The sequence below is a fragment of the Pedobacter suwonensis genome, from assembly GCF_007833675.1.
Lineage (GTDB): Bacteria > Bacteroidota > Bacteroidia > Sphingobacteriales > Sphingobacteriaceae > Pedobacter > Pedobacter suwonensis.
In genome coordinates this window covers 1-15,873 of sequence record NZ_CP031708.1, presented here as the reverse complement: position 1 = coordinate 15,873, position 15,873 = coordinate 1, and the positions used below count along the sequence as shown (strand labels likewise).

The 15,873-nt window shown below is 38.8% G+C and carries 18 protein-coding genes and 1 riboswitch; of the genes, 3 read left to right on the top strand and 15 right to left on the bottom strand.

Translation table 11 applies throughout. From position 1 onward, the window contains the following. Window positions 1-6: 6 nt before the first annotated feature. The 7 genes from DV942_RS00090 to DV942_RS00060 form a co-directional block, all read right to left on the bottom strand. Window positions 7-690, bottom strand: a complete 684-nt coding sequence (locus DV942_RS00090) for a pseudouridine synthase (protein WP_145854241.1) — start codon at window positions 688-690, stop codon at window positions 7-9. Between the two features lie 41 nt (window positions 691-731). Continuing rightward, window positions 732-1,634 carry a histone deacetylase family protein gene (locus DV942_RS00085; protein WP_145854239.1) on the bottom strand — a complete coding sequence of 301 codons (903 nt, stop codon included), beginning with the start codon at window positions 1,632-1,634 and terminating at the stop codon, window positions 732-734. After that, window positions 1,634-2,494, bottom strand: a complete 861-nt coding sequence (locus tag DV942_RS00080) for a bestrophin family protein (RefSeq protein ID WP_145854238.1) — start codon at window positions 2,492-2,494, stop codon at window positions 1,634-1,636. Before DV942_RS00080 ends, DV942_RS00085 begins: the two co-directional genes overlap by 1 nt. 12 nt (window positions 2,495-2,506) lie before the next feature. Next, window positions 2,507-3,796 (bottom strand): kynureninase, encoded by a 1,290-nt coding sequence (kynU, locus tag DV942_RS00075; RefSeq protein ID WP_145854236.1) that lies wholly within the window; start codon window positions 3,794-3,796, stop codon window positions 2,507-2,509. 63 nt (window positions 3,797-3,859) lie between these two features. Then, complete coding sequence (locus DV942_RS00070) at window positions 3,860-4,348, bottom strand: pyridoxamine 5'-phosphate oxidase family protein (protein ID WP_145854234.1); 489 nt, start codon at window positions 4,346-4,348, stop codon at window positions 3,860-3,862. 54 nt (window positions 4,349-4,402) lie between these two features. After that, entirely contained in the window at window positions 4,403-5,008 is a 606-nt protein-coding gene (locus DV942_RS00065; protein WP_145854232.1) for a DNA-3-methyladenine glycosylase, read from the bottom strand. A 13-nt stretch (window positions 5,009-5,021) separates the two neighbouring features. Further along, window positions 5,022-5,501: a GAF domain-containing protein gene (locus DV942_RS00060; RefSeq protein WP_145854230.1), complete on the bottom strand. Its 480-nt coding sequence runs from the start codon at window positions 5,499-5,501 to the stop codon at window positions 5,022-5,024. Window positions 5,502-5,629: 128 nt separating this feature from the next. Here DV942_RS00060 and DV942_RS00055 point away from each other — a divergent pair, with 128 nt between their 5' ends. Continuing rightward, complete coding sequence (locus tag DV942_RS00055) at window positions 5,630-6,319, top strand: DUF3291 domain-containing protein (RefSeq protein ID WP_145854228.1); 690 nt, start codon at window positions 5,630-5,632, stop codon at window positions 6,317-6,319. A gap of 16 nt (window positions 6,320-6,335) precedes the next feature. Next, on the top strand, window positions 6,336-6,587 hold the full coding sequence (locus DV942_RS00050; protein WP_090987251.1) for a hypothetical protein: 252 nt from the start codon (window positions 6,336-6,338) through the stop codon (window positions 6,585-6,587). 822 nt (window positions 6,588-7,409) lie between these two features. On the opposite strand, the gene DV942_RS00045 is transcribed toward DV942_RS00050, so the two are convergent. From DV942_RS00045 to DV942_RS00015, 7 genes are all read right to left on the bottom strand, one after another. Beyond that, window positions 7,410-7,748: a Dabb family protein gene (locus DV942_RS00045; protein ID WP_145854226.1), complete on the bottom strand. Its 339-nt coding sequence runs from the start codon at window positions 7,746-7,748 to the stop codon at window positions 7,410-7,412. A gap of 100 nt (window positions 7,749-7,848) precedes the next feature. Next, window positions 7,849-8,340: a YMGG-like glycine zipper-containing protein gene (locus DV942_RS00040; RefSeq protein WP_090987439.1), complete on the bottom strand. Its 492-nt coding sequence runs from the start codon at window positions 8,338-8,340 to the stop codon at window positions 7,849-7,851. A 133-nt stretch (window positions 8,341-8,473) separates the two neighbouring features. Continuing rightward, window positions 8,474-9,196 carry a Dph6-related ATP pyrophosphatase gene (locus DV942_RS00035; RefSeq protein WP_145854224.1) on the bottom strand — a complete coding sequence of 241 codons (723 nt, stop codon included), beginning with the start codon at window positions 9,194-9,196 and terminating at the stop codon, window positions 8,474-8,476. Then, window positions 9,189-9,872, bottom strand: coding sequence for an SIR2 family NAD-dependent protein deacylase (locus DV942_RS00030; RefSeq protein ID WP_145854222.1), 684 nt, complete (start codon window positions 9,870-9,872; stop codon window positions 9,189-9,191). Before DV942_RS00030 ends, DV942_RS00035 begins: the two co-directional genes overlap by 8 nt. A gap of 7 nt (window positions 9,873-9,879) precedes the next feature. Next, window positions 9,880-10,839, bottom strand: a complete 960-nt coding sequence (locus DV942_RS00025; protein WP_244950783.1) for an ABC transporter substrate-binding protein — start codon at window positions 10,837-10,839, stop codon at window positions 9,880-9,882. Window positions 10,840-10,990: 151 nt separating this feature from the next. Continuing rightward, window positions 10,991-11,581: a DUF6580 family putative transport protein gene (locus DV942_RS00020; RefSeq protein WP_090987261.1), complete on the bottom strand. Its 591-nt coding sequence runs from the start codon at window positions 11,579-11,581 to the stop codon at window positions 10,991-10,993. 40 nt (window positions 11,582-11,621) lie between these two features. Continuing rightward, on the bottom strand, window positions 11,622-13,490 hold the full coding sequence (locus DV942_RS00015) for a TonB-dependent receptor plug domain-containing protein (protein WP_145854220.1): 1,869 nt from the start codon (window positions 13,488-13,490) through the stop codon (window positions 11,622-11,624). Between the two features lie 98 nt (window positions 13,491-13,588). Next, a riboswitch (cobalamin riboswitch) is annotated at window positions 13,589-13,783 on the bottom strand. A gap of 273 nt (window positions 13,784-14,056) precedes the next feature. Here DV942_RS00015 and DV942_RS00010 point away from each other — a divergent pair. Continuing rightward, a complete protein-coding gene (locus DV942_RS00010; protein ID WP_090987265.1) occupies window positions 14,057-15,460 on the top strand; it encodes a sigma-54-dependent transcriptional regulator in 1,404 nt (467 codons plus the stop codon). A 177-nt stretch (window positions 15,461-15,637) separates the two neighbouring features. Here the strand turns inward: DV942_RS00010 and DV942_RS24200 are convergent, their stop codons facing one another. Beyond that, window positions 15,638-15,778, bottom strand: coding sequence for a hypothetical protein (locus tag DV942_RS24200; RefSeq protein ID WP_450091374.1), 141 nt, complete (start codon window positions 15,776-15,778; stop codon window positions 15,638-15,640). Window positions 15,779-15,873: the final 95 nt, after the last annotated feature.

Here is a 15,873-nt window from a genome sequence, read left to right as displayed (position 1 = left end):
ATTGTGCTAAAGTTCCATTTTCATGAAATCCATCACTCTTTTAAACTCGTCATGTAAACCTGCTTTTAAATGGATTTTTTCTTTTGTAGCTGGATGAACGAAGGTTAACTCTGATGCATGTAACAACATGGTCGTCATATCCCACTGTTCTTTAAAAAATTTGTTCTGTTTGTTACAACCATGTGTCCTGTCGCCGATAATCGGATGTAAGATATGGCTAAAATGTCTCCTCAATTGATGCATCCGTCCGGTTTTAGGTGTGGCTTCTACCAGTGAATATCGGGAGGTTGAATGTTTACCAAAAGCTACTGCTACCTCCGCTTTCTGAAGTGTACGAAATGACGTTAAAGCTTCCTGCATGGTTCCGTTTTCTTTGGCTAAAGGATAATCAATTTCCATCTGATCGGGTGTAAAACCACGCAGAATGGCCAAATATTTCTTATCGGTTTCAGCATTCATAAATTGCTGATGCATAGCAACTTCAGACTCCTTATCAAAAGCAAACAACAATATACCGCTGGTTTTTCTGTCTAGCCTATGTACGGGACTAACATGCTTCCCTACCTGATCTCTTAACAATTGCAGGGCAAATTCTGTCGCGTCTCTGGCGATGGAAGACTGGTGCACCAACAAGCCATGAGGTTTGTTAATCGCAATTAGATTTTCGTCCTGATAAATAATCTCCAACATATAGGCGCGAAGATAATGATATTATGGCTTTGCAAAAGCGCTCATCCAAATAAATCAAAAGCAAGACGATAGGTATTGCAATGTGCATCTACAATATCCTTGATATCTGCTGAGTAGCCTCCGCCCATGCTTACCTGCAAAGGCAGATTTTTATTTTTACACGCCTGAAGCACCATCCTGTCACGTTCTTTGCATGCTGCTTTGCTTAAAGCCAGTTTACCCAACTTATCTGTTGAAAGTACATCCACTCCCGATAGATAAAATACGAAATCAGGTTTGGCTATCTCAAAAGCCTTCTTCAGATTGACATTTAATATGGACAGGTATTCATCATCAGCTATTCCATCATCTAAAGGGACATCAAGATTTGAAATTTCTTTTTTAAACGGGAAATTCTTCTCGCCATGCATGGAGAAAGTAAATGCCCTCGGCTCATGTTGGAGAATCTCGGCCGTACCATTTCCCTGATGTACATCTAAATCAATTATTAATATGCGATTAATTAATTTTTTGTTTAACAGATAATTAGCAGCGATAGCCTGATCGTTTAACAAACAAAAACCCTCACCCCAATTGCTTCCTGCATGATGGGTGCCACCTGCAACATTAAAAGCAATACCATTATCTATAGCGAAATGAACTCCGTCAATTGTGCCCTGTGTAATCCTTAGCTCCCGCTCTAAAAGCTGCACATTTAACGGGAATCCAATCCGTCTCTGATCTTTAGCAGAAAGTGTTAAGTTCCTCAGTTGTTCCCAATATGCTTTTTCATGAGAGAGAAGAATAATCTCTTCCGAAACGGGTTCTGGACTAAATAAATTCTGAGACGTTATAGTTCCCTCATGTAAAAGCTGCCCCGGTATCAGTTCATATTTCAGCATCGGAAAACGGTGCCCCTCAGGCAAAGGATGGGCGTAGAGCGGATGCCAGGCAATTCTGATCATTAGCCTAAAATTTCTCCTACGTGTTTTTCGATATTGGTACAGATCTGATCCACCGGAAGATCATTCGCATCGTAACCAAAGGGGTTCTCTATTTCTTCAGCTATCAGCTCTAAACTCGCTAATACATAGAGGATAAAAGGAACAATTGGCACCACAAAATAACCCAAACTGAACACCCAGCCAAACGGCAAAGTAATCACATAAACAAAAATAAACTTTTTAATAAATGCACTATAAGAAAACGGGATTGGCGTATTTTTAATTCTTTCGCAGGCACCACAGATATCGGTGAACTGATTAAAGTCACTGGAAAGAACAATAAACTGTTCCTGCGAAATCGCCCCCTTTTCCAGCAGTCCATAGAATCTGTTGGTTAAACTGCCTGCTATCTGGTTTGGAATGTGTTTACCTTCTTCAACTTCGATCAGCAAGCTATTCTTACCAAAATACATCTTTTCTCTTAAATGTTCTTTTAATGCAAAAGCATATTTAGGGATGCCGTATTCAAAAAAGCGAACATCCTCATCTGTCAGTTTAAGTGCCTTAATCTTTATAGCCAGGTTACGGCTTACATTGGTTAATGACCCAAGCAATTTCCGGCCTTCCCACCACCTGTCGTAAGCCGTATTTGTTCTGAAAACCAGTAAAAGCGACAATACAAAACCCAATAAACTATGCATCATGCCAATATTGGTTACATTGCTCGTTTTAGAAAGCTGAAAGTAATTCAATTCGGCATAGGCAACCAGCCCCGAAAATACAGCTACACCAAGCATTAAAGGCCAAAGCTTTCTAAAGGTGTCACTTTTATCGATATGAAAAATGAACGTACTCCAGTCTTTAGGGTTATAGTTAATCATTGTTTTTCTTTTCTACGTTAAAATATCTTTACTAACTTTTAATAACGCTTGCCCTGCCAAATAAACATCTTCATAGGAATTATAAAGCGGTACGGCACTTAAACGGATTACATCAGGTTCGCGCCAATCGCCAAGTACGTGATTCGCCATTAAGCCGTCAAAAATCGCTTTACCATTGCGCTGTGCAATAATGGATAACTGAGCGCCTCTATCTACAGGATTCTTTGGCGTAATAATTTTGTACTGCTCAAATTCTATTTCTTTATTTACTTCATTTATAATAAATTCCAGATATTTAGTTAAAGTGATACTTTTTTTTCTTAAGGGCTCAATGAATCCTGCTTTTTCAAAAATCTGAAGTGAAGCATGGTATAATGCCATCGGCATTACCTGCGTACAGCTTACTTGCCACCCGTCTGCCCCGGCTTCAGGAACAAAGCCTTTTTCCATTTTAAAACGCTTACTTTCCTGATAGCCCCACCATCCCGCAAACCGGTTTAGTTCGGAGTTGCCAAAATGTTTTTCATGAACAAAGATTCCGCTTATTCCACCAGGACCTGAATTCTGGTATTTGTACGAACACCAGCATGCAAAATCAACATCCCAGTCATGCAATTTTACCGGGACGTTACCTGCAGCATGCGCCAGATCCCAGCCTACTACTGCGCCTATTTCATGTCCTGCTTTGGTAATGGCTTCCATATCATACCATTGTCCGGTGTAGTAATTTATTCCGCCAAATAAAACCAAAGCAATTTCAGAATCATTTTCTTTGATTTTAGCTATGATATCTTCGGTATGGAGTATTTCCTCACCTTCTTTAGGAAAAACCTCTATAATCGCTTCTTTAGGGTCAAAACCATGAAACCTCACCTGGCTTTCTATTGCATATTGATCGGATGGAAAAGCACCTCCCTCCATAATGATTTTAAAGCGTTTGCCTTTGGGCTGATAAAAGCTAACCATTAACAAATGAAGGTTTACGGTCAGGGTATTCATCGGACAAACCTCAGAGGGCAACGCACCTACAATCGGAGCCATTAACTTTTTAAGCGCCTTGTGGTAGAACATCCAGGGCTCGTTTCCATCAAACCAACCTTCAACAGCGTAGTTAGCCCAATTGTTAAGTTGTCCCTTCAGGACTTCTTCAGCCACTTTAGGCTGAAGACCTAATGAATTGCCACACAGATAGATAAAATCTTTATCATTATGTTTTGGAAATATGAACTGAGACCTGAAGTGATGAAGCTGATCAGCCTCATCCTGTAATTGGGCAAACGATAGTGTGTTTTCGAAATTCATCAGCCAATATTACAAAAAAGCAGGTATTGTTTCCAATCCTGCCTTTCAATTCTTTTAAATTTATTAGAATTTCATTGTATCATGTTTACCCAAATCTGGCGTATCTCCCGTAACTACCGCTTTCAAAATACTAAACAACACCACAATTTTTGATGAAGATGAATCCCAGTATTCTGCTTCTTCAGGGGTAACCTTTATCAAAATTAATCTCGGATCTTCAACGCCATCAGGAAACCAGGCTTTTACAAATGGAGAAAAATAAGCCTCTTTGCGTACTTTATCGTCTACAAGTTCAGCTTTACCTTTTACCGTTAAATAAGTATTTTTAGAAGGATCGCTATAAGCCAGCAATACATTATTTTCTTTTGAAATTTCTTTCGATTTCAAAGAGTACTCGTTAGTGTAAAACCACAGGGTGCCATCGTCCTCAATTTTCGCAGTACCCATTGGCCTGCTTCCAAATTCATCGTTTGAAGAAAAGGTAGTAAACATACAGGTTCTTACACTTTCTGCCATCTCTTTTAAGATGGCTATATTTTTCTCGTTTTTCATGTTTTTGATTGTTTATAGAGAAAAACAGCAAGCGCCTTAAAAGGTTTCTATAAATTAAACCTTATTTGGTTTACTTACATATTTATTGCCTTTTACAAAAAAACGCCATGGTAGTAATGCATGCTCTTTGGCATAAGCGATGCCAACACGTGGTGTTGCTGCAATATCTTCTTCTGCATACCGGATACCCTGGTCCTCAATCCAGATTTCCTCATCGGAAAGATTTTTGGCATTAAAAGTCTTATCGATCCCCAATGCCTTTGCTGCCGAACCAGGTCCGGCGGAAATAGCACCTTTTAAACGAGACATATTCCTTCGCTGTTCTATAATTTCTAATCCCAGCATTGGTTCTATCCCCCTGATCAAAACCGCGTGTGGGTCGTCTTTAACTGATGTAACCACATTGAAAAGATGATGCATACCATAACAGAGATATACGTAAGCAACACCGCCTTCACCATACATGGTTTCAGTGCGCTGGGTACGGCGACCGCCATATGCATGAGATGCTTTATCTTTCACCCCGAAATAAGCCTCTGTTTCTACAATGATACCGGCAGTAATTTCTTCACCAATTTTGGTATAGAGTACCTTACCCAGTAAATCTTTCGCAAGGCTTACCACATCCTCATTCTGATAATATTCAGGACTTAATTTCAATTTGTAATCTAAATTATCTGTTTAATAAAATCGCAATAACCTGCTCTAAATAAAGTTGATCTGTTTCATCAAACTTATTCAACACTTCACTATCGATATCTAGCACTCCGATTACTTCACCGTTAATAATAAGCGGCAGAACGATTTCAGATTTTGAGGCTGATGCACAAGCGATGTGGCCAGGAAATTCTTCTACATCTGGCACAATAATGGTTTGAGCTTCAGCCCAGGAAGTACCACAAACGCCCTTACCCTTTTTTATTCTTGTGCAAGCAACAGGCCCCTGAAAAGGTCCAAGAACAAGCTCATCGTTTTTTACCTGGTAAAAGCCAACCCAAAACCAACCAAACTGCTCTTTAAGTGCAGCGGCAACATTTGCCATATTGGCAACAAAATCTGTTTCGCCATATAATAGCGCTTTAATTTGAGGGATGATGGATTGATACTGCGCTTCTTTAGAAGTATCTCTCGTAATAACTAAATCTTCTGCCATTTGTTTTATTTCTAAATTCAAAGTTAATAATGAAATGCGAGTTGTAAGACAGCATGGTTTTTAATGACAAAAATTTGAATGAGAACCTATCCTGAAAATGCTTAGTTTTGACCGCTTAACTGCTTATTATGATCGTAGCCTTAACCATTACTAAATTCCGTGGCCTAACTATCCCCTTCGCATTTATAGGAATGGCGGTTTTAAGGTTACCCTTATGGCTAAATAAAAAGTGTAGTTTTTGGAAATTAATGGGAAGTGGCAAAGATGCAAGGGTTGACTTATCTCCGGATTACAAGCATTGGGCTGTATTAACGACCTGGAATGACCATAAAGATTATGATCATTTTAACCAAAATTCTATAGTGATGAAATGGTTTAATTTTTTTGCAGTAGAAAGCTTTACCATCTTACTCAATCCTTTAACAAGTCATGGCTTATGGTCAAAAGTACAACCTTTTAAAGTTGATAAGACAAACAAAGTTCCCTCTGTGAAAATTGCTGTAATTACCAGGGCTGCAATTAAATTTAACCGACTAAAAGAGTTCAGGCATAATATTAAAAGGGCGGCAGATGCGATGCATACGGCACCAGGATTTGTCCTATCTGCCGGTATGGGAGAAAATCCATTTTTTGACCAGGCCACTTTCTCGATATGGGACGATGCTGAGAGTGTAAAAAACTATGCCTATAAAACTTTCGACCATGCCGATGTGATTAAGCTTACCAGGGCGAGAGAGTGGTACAAAGAAGAACTTTTTGCCCGTTTCTCCATTATTGATAGCTGGGGAACACTTAACGGAACATCAGTTGAATTATAAATAAAATATATCCTAAATGAGAGTTGTAGCAGAACTTCCGCATCCGGAATGTAAGATCACCATTTTTTCAATGAACCAAAAATACATTGTAAAATTTGAACAGGGTACTTTTGAGCAAAGTTATAAACTTGCTGAACTAGACCTGAGTGGCGGTGGCGTAAATGATGTTTTTGAAATTATTGATGAAGAATTTATCCAGACCGTTATTGCCCGCTTCAAATCGATGCGTTCTGATTTTACTGCAGCTTACAACAGGCATCAATATTAGACAATCAATTCAATATACTGATATTCAGCGTATTATTTCAACATTCAAAATAATATTCTGAGTTTCAATACATTTTTTGAGCTAAACGGAGTTGTTATCGACAGTTTTTATTAAGATAAATCCACATAAATAATTGATATATAGAATTTTGAATCTCTGCAAAAAATATAATTTGGCATGTGATTTAACCAAATAAATGGGAGGTTTAGCGATTTTGGGTTGAAACAAGCATTAAATATTTCAAAAAAACTTATGTATAGTTCATCGATTGGAACGCAATGGAACGGGGAAATTTAATTGATAATTTTCCGCTGCCGTCAAAATCTCGAATTGTGAAATGAAAGTAACCGAAGCATTGCCTTAATCCAGCCTCTCCTCTATCACGATCGGTAATCGGTTACTTCAGTCCAAAGATCCTGAAACGAGTTCAGGATGACGATTCCAGGGGAAATTACCGTGCTGTTGAAAGTTACCATCCGAAAGTTAAACTCGAATTTTCTGAGCGTCAGATGGCGACATCTGATACCACAAATATTTTAGTCTAAAGATCCTGAAACAAGTTCAGGATTGAAGACCGTTGAGATTATCCTACAGCACCGATCGTCCTTTCGACCGCAGTGCCTGCAGCATGCATGGGCAGCCGTTTCGATGCGTTTCAGTCGAAATGACAATCCATCTGTACTTATCTCATTAGATTTTTTTGTTTTTCTAAACCTGACTTCACGGTATCGCCAGGTTGTAGATCAATAAATCTGTGGTTACCTGTATACATCTGTGGTTAAACAGCAGATTTATCGGTTGGAACAGAAATAAAAAACGGGTTTAAACAGAAACTACCGTATCATGCACCACTACCCTGTACCAGTTTTTAGAAAATTTTTCTACCGCATCTAAATGTATTTTATCCTCCTGGTAGGCATTATGATCTGCAATGTTCGCAAAGGTAATGGTAAGTGAATAAGTAAAAGAGTTGTCTGTAACCGGACGTACCGGTGTATTGGCCGCCAGTCCATAACTTAATGTTTTAATGTATTTGATTGGCTTTAAGCTTTCGAAAAAATTGGCAAAATCGGCAATTTCGTTTTTGGTTAATTGTGGTTTTAACCAAAACATCACAAAATGCTGAATCTGACCTTTATCTGCAGTAGTATGATCTGTCATAACGAATTTTATTTTTTGCAATATAGAAATGATTTTTTGGTGTACAAAAAAAGCGTTACGATTTTGAATCGAAACGCTTTCAAATATGATTGAAACCTTCTTAGTTTTGTACTCGTCCGGATTTTTTATCTTCACCTCTACCGATCAGGTAACCACCGCCAGCACCAACCAAACCACCGATAATAGCACCTCTTCCTTTTTTCTTATCAATTAAAGCACCACCAACTGCACCAGCAGCACCTCCAATTACCGCGCCCTTAGCTGCATCACTCCAGCCTTTTTTCTTTGCAGTTGGCTGTGTACCGCCATAAGCACTGGTTGAGCTTCCGCCAGAACTGGCATATGATCTTCTGGCGCTAGTACTTGATCTTCTTGCAGCTGCCAATTCTGCCTGGTGTTGGGCTTCTTTCTCTTTTTCTACCCTGGCCACTTCAGCTTTTTTAAAGCTGTCCAGGCGTAAGCTATCTTTTACGGCTTTAATGGCTAATTGTTTTTCTGCTTCCTGCTGTTTCAATGCAGCTTCTTCTTTTGCTTTGTTATTACAAGCAAACATAACAGAACTTAATGCGATTACTACCAATATCCTTTTCATAATTTTTAATTTTAGCATGACACTCATTTAGCTACCTAACCTCACTCAAACGAGTTTCATTTGTGATATATGATTTAGTTAATTATCACTACTAAAGAAAAAATGATGCCAAAATGTTTTGCAAATCAAAAAATTAGTCAATCAGATCGACATACCAAAAGCCTGAAAGTGCAGGTTTGGCACAAGAATCATCATCTACTGAGGTAGTTTTTGCAGGTGAATTATATGTCCTGAATACCTGTTCACCAAAGGAAAAATCAACTTTTGCTTTAAAGATTGGCCCCTCAAAGGCAAAAGTATGGAACTCGCCGTTTTCCCCACAGGGATCAATTTCTGGCGGGAGCTGATCGATTAAGTCTTCAGTAATTATTTTCCCACATAGGTCTTTTAGATTATGCTGGGTACAGACAATGATGGTTTTATAGTTCAGATTGATAAATTCGCTGATCAAAGCTCTGGTATCTTTATGCCAAAGTGGAAATATGGCCTTCATGCCAATCTCAGACAGCCTGCTTTCCCGGTATTTACGCAGATCTTCGAGAAAAATATCTCCGAAAATAGCATATGAAATTCCTTCTGATTTAAATTTGTCCAGATGAATACGCATGGTATTGTCGTAAGTTTCCATATCCGGCATTTCACCCAAACGGATCTGATATAAAGGAATGCCAATACTTTCAGCCTGCTTAATGAGCAAATTTTCCCTTACTCCATGCATTGAAACTCGATTATATTGCTCTGTGACGGTGGTAACCAGATAACGGATTTCGAGCGTTGGATCTTGGAGAGCGTAATGTAATGCCAGCGTACTATCTTTACCACCACTCCAGTTAAAAATGCAGATTTTTTTATCCATTTATTAAAATGCTTTTTAGCTGCTCCATTCCAGTCACCGCATTTTGTTCAATGCTTATCACGTTTTGATAGCGCTTCACGTCCGGAGTTTTGGGATCGATAATATATTTTTTGACTTGACGCGGTACGAAATCGATAAGTCCGGCTGCAGGATAAACCGCCAATGAAGTGCCGATCAGCACAAATAAATCAGCCTTCCCGCAAATTTTAGCTGCAACCTCAATCATCGGTACAGCTTCACCAAACCACACTACATGGGGCCGCAATTGTGACCCGAATTCGCACAATTCGCCCATTTTTATTTCTGAACCTGTAACGGGATAGGTTAAATGAGGTTTAAGATCGGACTGCGACCGGGTAATCACGCCATGGAGGTGAGTAACCTTGGTTGAACCCGCTCTTTCATGAAGATCGTCGATATTCTGGGTAATGATTTCAACATCAAAATCGTTTTCGAGTTCAGCCAGCAACTGGTGCGCACGGTTGGGCTTTGCTGCTAAAACCTGCTTTCTTCTTTCGTTATAAAATTCCTGCACCAATTCCGGATTCCTTTCCCAGGCCTCGGGCGTTGCTACATCATATATATTATAACCTTCCCATAAACCGTCGGCATCCCTAAAGGTTTTTAATCCACTTTCGGCACTGATTCCTGCGCCTGTTAATACTACTAACCTCATATAATGATTAAACAGATTGTGGCGATCGAACAAGTCGGGCGTAATTAATAAATTTATCTGCAATATTTTTATCAGCCTTAAAAATTTCAGGATGAAACATACAAGCTAGCGCCTCAATACCCTCAACCAAAGTACCAATACTTGGCTGAGTGAACATGTCAAAATCGGCAATATAAACCTGATTGTTTTTTACTGCTGCAAGATGATCCCAACCCGGTTTTGAAGTAAGGAGCGGCATTTCTTCCAGGCTTCTTTTTTGGTCGAAACCACATGGTGCAATTACCAGAACCTCGGGATTGTATTTTAATATTTTTTCCCATGGCGTAACAATTGAGTCTCCCGCAGGGTTCGAAAGCATATCAACACCACCAGCTGCAGCAATCTGAAAAGGAATCCAATGTCCGCAATTATAGATCGGTTCGATCCATTCCATTAGCATTACCCGTTTTAATGGTGATTTATTTGCACGTAGTCGATCCAGAATCTGATCAGTTTTCTGCTGTAAACCTGCCAGATAACTGAAAGCAACTTCTTCCTTTCCCAAAGCCCTGGCAATGGTAACCGCGCATTCGAAAACATCCTCCAGATTATTTGGCGAAAGCGGAACCAGAGTTGGCTGCTTAGTCAGTTTCATTACAGCCGTTTCGGTACAAACCGTGTCGATATTACAAACTTCGCAGATGTCCTGTGTAAAAACCACATCGGGTGCTATGCTTTCTAAAAGGGCATCGTCTACCCAATAAAGACTTTTCCCCTGCGCTTTGGATGCCGAAAAAATCCTGTCGATTTCTATACTGGAATAGTTTTTACCTTCCAAAATACACCTTACTATTTTCGGTTGTTCGGCCGCCTCTTTCGGGCATTCAAAAGTTACCCCATACAGGTAATCCTGAAGGCCCATATCATAAATCATTTTCGTAGCAGCGGGTAAAAAGGAAACAACTTTCATATTATTTTTTATCGTCATCCTGAACTTGTTTCAGGATCTTTCTATTAGGTGCTGAACTAAATTCAGCATGACGGGATTTATAAAGTTAAAAAAAAATCCCCCTTTGAATCGAATCAAAAGAGGATTTCTGTTTATTTTTCGATTGGTTGCTGAGCTACCAAATCAAATACTATGACTTTTGCATTTGCAATTTTAATACCGGATATTTTGCTTTTAAGATCTCAAAAGCTCCGAAAAGTAAAGTACCATAAATTACTGTTCCTTCTAAAAACCTGATTTCGAACGGAATAGCTTTTATCAGGCAGCTCCAGTAACCAGGCAAATCCTGAGTATATGCAGGATTGTTAATCCAAACACCTAAGTCGGTAACCAACCAGTGAATTAGCACAATGCTCAATGTTGAAGCCAATAAATTTACTACATTTATGTTCTTAAGCAGCATTCTGCCTACCAACACCATTAAAGCAAATGCAATATATGTCCAATACCAGCCTTCGTAAAGAAAACCGTTACTGTATTTACTAAAAATAGTGATTGATAGAATGAAATCGCTTAAAAACAAACTTAGTATAGGAAATGCGAAAGCCTTTAGGTGATCTTTAAAATAGGCGCCTCCAAACAAAGCCACCGCTCCGATTGATGAAAAATTGGCAAACTGTAATTCATCAGAGTTGAATGTTACCAGCAAACGGAAAGCCGTTATGGCAAGGATCATCAAAAGCAATATTAAAGTGCGGGGATTAAATTTTAAATGAGCCATTTTATTTTGGTTATTATTTAAGGTGCAAAGGTAAATTTTATTAGTGTATATTAAAAATTACCCCTGTATTAAAGTTGAAACCTAAACTATTGTAACCAATAATCTCGTTGTATTTTTTATTCAGGATATTTTTTGCATCGAAAAACAGTTTTACACGTTTTTTAGCCAATGCATATTCTGCATAGGCATTTAACAATTGATAAGCAGGTAGATTATCAACAGTATAAGTCGCAAAATTACCGTCAGTACGTTTACCGAAATAGCGGAAATTAGCGCTCACATATAAATTACGGGTAGCCTGTGCACCTGCCGTGATACCAAATGTATGCTTTGGCCTGCGGAAAAGATAGTCGGCAATGGCATTATCCACAAAGTTGAATTCATTACCTTCTACATAAGCATAATAACCGTTGATATTAAACACACTGAATTTAGCAGCCGGTTCAATCTCAAAGCCTTTGGTTTTCTGACTTACCTGGTTTATGTATCCGTTAGGGTAAGCATAAATGATTGCATCGGTTAAATCACGTTTATAAGCAGCCAGGCGCAAGCTGAACTGATCATCTGCAAAGCTAAGGTTAACTCCAGCTTCATAATTCTGTGATTTTTCTGGTTTTAAAGCCAGGTTAGCACCAAACTGACCAAAAAGCATGTTTAAGGTAGGTACTTTAAATGCTGTTGAAACCGTTCCGAATAGTTTTATTTCCTTGATGATATTGATGCTTGGGGTAACTGAATAGGTATAGTTTTCGCCATATTGTTCGTGTTTGTTATAACGTCCGCCAACTTCTAGGTTAAATACACTTAAATCGTGTAAGAATAACGATCCATAAGCAGCAAAAATGTTGGTTTCGGGTTTATTCGTGGCTGATGATAATTTCATCACCCGGTTATCTATACCCAACAATAAATCCAGTTTACTGCCCAATTTCTGGTTATAGAATAAATCCAATAACGATGCCCTGCCTTCATTTAGGCTTGGATACTGGCTGTGTGCATCATTCCTGGTGCTTTCAAAGCTGTAGTTTAACGTTACTTTACCGGTAGCAAATTCATATTTAGCATTGGTACCTGTAGCAAAGTTTTTCAGAATAGAATAATTGTTCGCATCCGTAAAGGCACCACCATCGAACTGGTAATTGCCATAATAGTAACGTACAAATGGATTTATAGAAAAATGATTATCCAATTTGATTCCGAAGTTTGCATTCAAGGCGTCGGTTTTAAAACCATCTTTATCAAATACGGATGTATTTCCATTTGGATTAGCTGCTTCAGAAATTCCATCAGTTTTATGATGGGTATAGTTAATATTGTAAGAAAAGCCTTCCACGCCACCGTTTAACCCAATGGTTCCTTTATAGGTTTCATAACTACCTGCACTGGCTACACCATAAATGGTATTTCCTTTTGGGCCACCTTTTTTGGTAATGATATTGATTACCCCTGCAACAGCATCAGAACCATAAATGGTAGACTGACCGCCTCTTAAAATTTCAATGTGATCGATCTGATCAATAGAAATCAACCTTAAATCGAAAGCACCTCCGTTTCCTGAAGGATCGTTCTGAACGATACCATCAATTAAAACTATCGAATAAGCACTTCCTGCACCCCTAAAAAAAATCGATTTGTTTAATCCTGGGTTGCTGCTTGCTCCCGCCACAATAATTCCAGCCTGTTCGCTAATCAGTTCCGGCAATGATTTACCATTACTGCGTTCCAACACTTCCCGACTGATAATGGTGACCACTTTTCCGGTCTGTGATTGTTTCTGGTCGTTTTTGGTTGCAGAAATGACAACATCTTTGAGCTGCAAACTATCTTGAGTTTGCGCATTGGCCACCTGGCCGATCATTAACTGTGCGAGCCCTAGCCCGGCTACAGTTAGCATACATTTTTTGTTCATTTGATTGTGAGTTTTGCCCACAGCCAACAGATCAGAAAAGGAAATGAAAATACGAACAACGTTGATATCTCAATCCTAGCTTCAATCCCCGAAAGCTATGAAATTAATCGCTCAAGGCAGGTCTTCTGACTTACTCCCGGTTTTCCGGCCTTCCCATCCCTACATATCGGGACAGTGGCAAATTGATTGAAAATCCGTTAAGGAGCTTACAGCTGCGGGACAGTTACAGATTTACACTGTATTCCCTTTTAATCCCGGGTGTAAGACCGGGAACCAAAAGCGCCGCAAAAGTAATAAAATTAACCAATATGCAAAATGGATGTATAAATACAATTTTAACTAACAATTATCCCTGTGTTTGCTTAATGAAAAGTCGTTTTTAGAAGTTGAATTGATGTTCAGGAAACACGCATTACCGATTGGAATAGATATTTAGAAGATTATTTCTGATGAGATTAAAACTTTTCAGCTCAATTTAGGTTTTATAGCCTATTATTGTATAAAAAACTATACATTAATTAAAAAACAATATATTCGCATTTTAAAAATTAAAGAATACATCTCTAATGGCTAAATTATTAATAATTGACGATGAGCGGGCAATAAGGAGTACCTTACGTGAAATTCTGGAATATGAAAATTACGATGTTGAAGATATAGATAATGGTATCGATGGCCTCGAAATGATCAAAAAAGGAAATTTCGATTTGGTTCTTTGCGATATCAAAATGAATAAGATGGATGGTATGGAAGTGCTGGAGCAGGCACAGATCATTAAACCAGATCTGCCTTTTATTATGATATCCGGTCACGGCACAGTTGAAACTGCCATTGAAGCCAGCAAAAAAGGCGCTTTCGATTTTATTTCGAAACCACCTGATTTAAATCGCTTGTTAATTACCGTACGCAACGGTTTAGACCGTGGAAATTTGGTTACCGAAACCAAGGTCCTAAAACGTAAAGCCAGTAAAACCCGGGAAATTTTAGGTGAATCGGAAAGTATTTCTAAAATTAAGGAGACCATTGAGCGTGTTGCGCCAACCGAAGCCCGGGTATTGATTACCGGTGCTAATGGTAGTGGTAAAGAGTTGGTAGCCCGTTGGTTACACGAAAAATCCAATCGTGCCGATAGCCCTTTAATTGAGGTAAACTGTGCGGCTATCCCCTCAGAACTGATAGAAAGTGAGCTGTTTGGACATGAAAAAGGTTCTTTTACTTCTGCAGTTAAGCAACGCATCGGTAAATTTGAACTGGCCAACGGTGGAACGTTATTCTTAGATGAGATTGGCGATATGAGCCTCTCTGCCCAGGCAAAAGTTTTACGTGCTTTACAGGAGCATAAGATTACACGTGTGGGTGGTGAAAAAGAAATTGATGTAAACGTTCGTGTTTTAGCTGCAACCAATAAAGACTTACTGAAAGAAATTGAGGATGGTAACTTCCGTATGGACTTGTATCACCGCTTAAATGTAATCAATATCCATGTGCCACATTTAACTGAACGTACGGATGATATCCCCGTTATTGCCCAGAGCTTTTTAGAAAGCATTTGCAGCGATTATGGAATGCCTGTTAAAAAAATAAATGAAGGCGGTATGCTGGCCTTGCAAGCTTTACCATGGACAGGTAACGTACGCGAGCTGCACAATATGATTGAACGCCTGATTATTTTGAGCGACAAGGTTATTACAGAAAATGATGTCCGTGCCTTTGCTAATCCGGGGGGTGGTACAAACATTGGTGCTGCAACCAGTACGCAGATTGCGGCTGCCGGAGGTAACGGCCTTGCTTCTTCTTTCGATTCGTTCAATAATTTCCAGGATTATAAAGATTATGCAGAACGCGAATTCATCAAGTTCAAATTGGAAAAAAACAACTGGAATGTATCAAAAACAGCTGATGAAATTGATATTCAAAGAAGCCATTTATATAGTAAAATAGAAAAGTTTGGTTTGAAAAGAGCCGAATAGCACTAATTATGTTGAAAAGTTTAAAAGTTGGAATGTTTGAAGGTTATCCGGACAGCATTCCAACATTTGTTTTTAGGTCCAAATTTTCAAAAGTAATTTAAAGATTAATCAAGGTACTCATCTTTATAGAACTGATCAACTTTACAACGTTTCAACCCTCCAACATTAAAATAACATCTATCCCATATAATCATTCTGTCTCATCAGCAAAGCCCTGTATTTATTAAAGATTGCTGTTTTAGAAACAAAGCCTAAATATTGGTTCTTTATGGTTAACACAGGCAAAATCCATACATTTTCCTGCTCCATTTTTTCCAAAACTGTTTTCAGACCGTCATTTTCGGTAATGGTATTTGGTGCAGTTTGTACCAGATGAGATGCTTTCAGATTTTCCTTTTCGGGATGATTAACCA

Bases quoted from the DNA above. Each gene is read 5' to 3' on its own strand.
- DV942_RS00090 (WP_145854241.1), bottom strand. From the start codon at position 690: ATGTTGGAGATTATTTATCAGGACGAAAATCTAATTGCGATTAACAAA.
- DV942_RS00085 (WP_145854239.1), bottom strand. From the start codon at position 1,634: ATGATCAGAATTGCCTGGCATCCGCTCTACGCCCATCCTTTGCCTGAG.
- DV942_RS00080 (WP_145854238.1), bottom strand. From the start codon at position 2,494: ATGATTAACTATAACCCTAAAGACTGGAGTACGTTCATTTTTCATATC.
- kynU (WP_145854236.1), bottom strand. From the start codon at position 3,796: ATGAATTTCGAAAACACACTATCGTTTGCCCAATTACAGGATGAGGCT.
- DV942_RS00070 (WP_145854234.1), bottom strand. From the start codon at position 4,348: ATGAAAAACGAGAAAAATATAGCCATCTTAAAAGAGATGGCAGAAAGT.
- DV942_RS00060 (WP_145854230.1), bottom strand. From the start codon at position 5,501: ATGGCAGAAGATTTAGTTATTACGAGAGATACTTCTAAAGAAGCGCAG.
- DV942_RS00055 (WP_145854228.1), top strand. From the start codon at position 5,630: ATGATCGTAGCCTTAACCATTACTAAATTCCGTGGCCTAACTATCCCC.
- DV942_RS00050 (WP_090987251.1), top strand. From the start codon at position 6,336: ATGAGAGTTGTAGCAGAACTTCCGCATCCGGAATGTAAGATCACCATT.
- DV942_RS00045 (WP_145854226.1), bottom strand. From the start codon at position 7,748: ATGACAGATCATACTACTGCAGATAAAGGTCAGATTCAGCATTTTGTG.
- DV942_RS00040 (WP_090987439.1), bottom strand. From the start codon at position 8,340: ATGAAAAGGATATTGGTAGTAATCGCATTAAGTTCTGTTATGTTTGCT.
- DV942_RS00035 (WP_145854224.1), bottom strand. From the start codon at position 9,196: ATGGATAAAAAAATCTGCATTTTTAACTGGAGTGGTGGTAAAGATAGT.
- DV942_RS00030 (WP_145854222.1), bottom strand. From the start codon at position 9,872: ATGAGGTTAGTAGTATTAACAGGCGCAGGAATCAGTGCCGAAAGTGGA.
- DV942_RS00025 (WP_244950783.1), bottom strand. From the start codon at position 10,839: ATGACGATAAAAAATAATATGAAAGTTGTTTCCTTTTTACCCGCTGCT.
- DV942_RS00020 (WP_090987261.1), bottom strand. From the start codon at position 11,581: ATGGCTCATTTAAAATTTAATCCCCGCACTTTAATATTGCTTTTGATG.
- DV942_RS00015 (WP_145854220.1), bottom strand. From the start codon at position 13,490: ATGAACAAAAAATGTATGCTAACTGTAGCCGGGCTAGGGCTCGCACAG.
- DV942_RS00010 (WP_090987265.1), top strand. From the start codon at position 14,057: ATGGCTAAATTATTAATAATTGACGATGAGCGGGCAATAAGGAGTACC.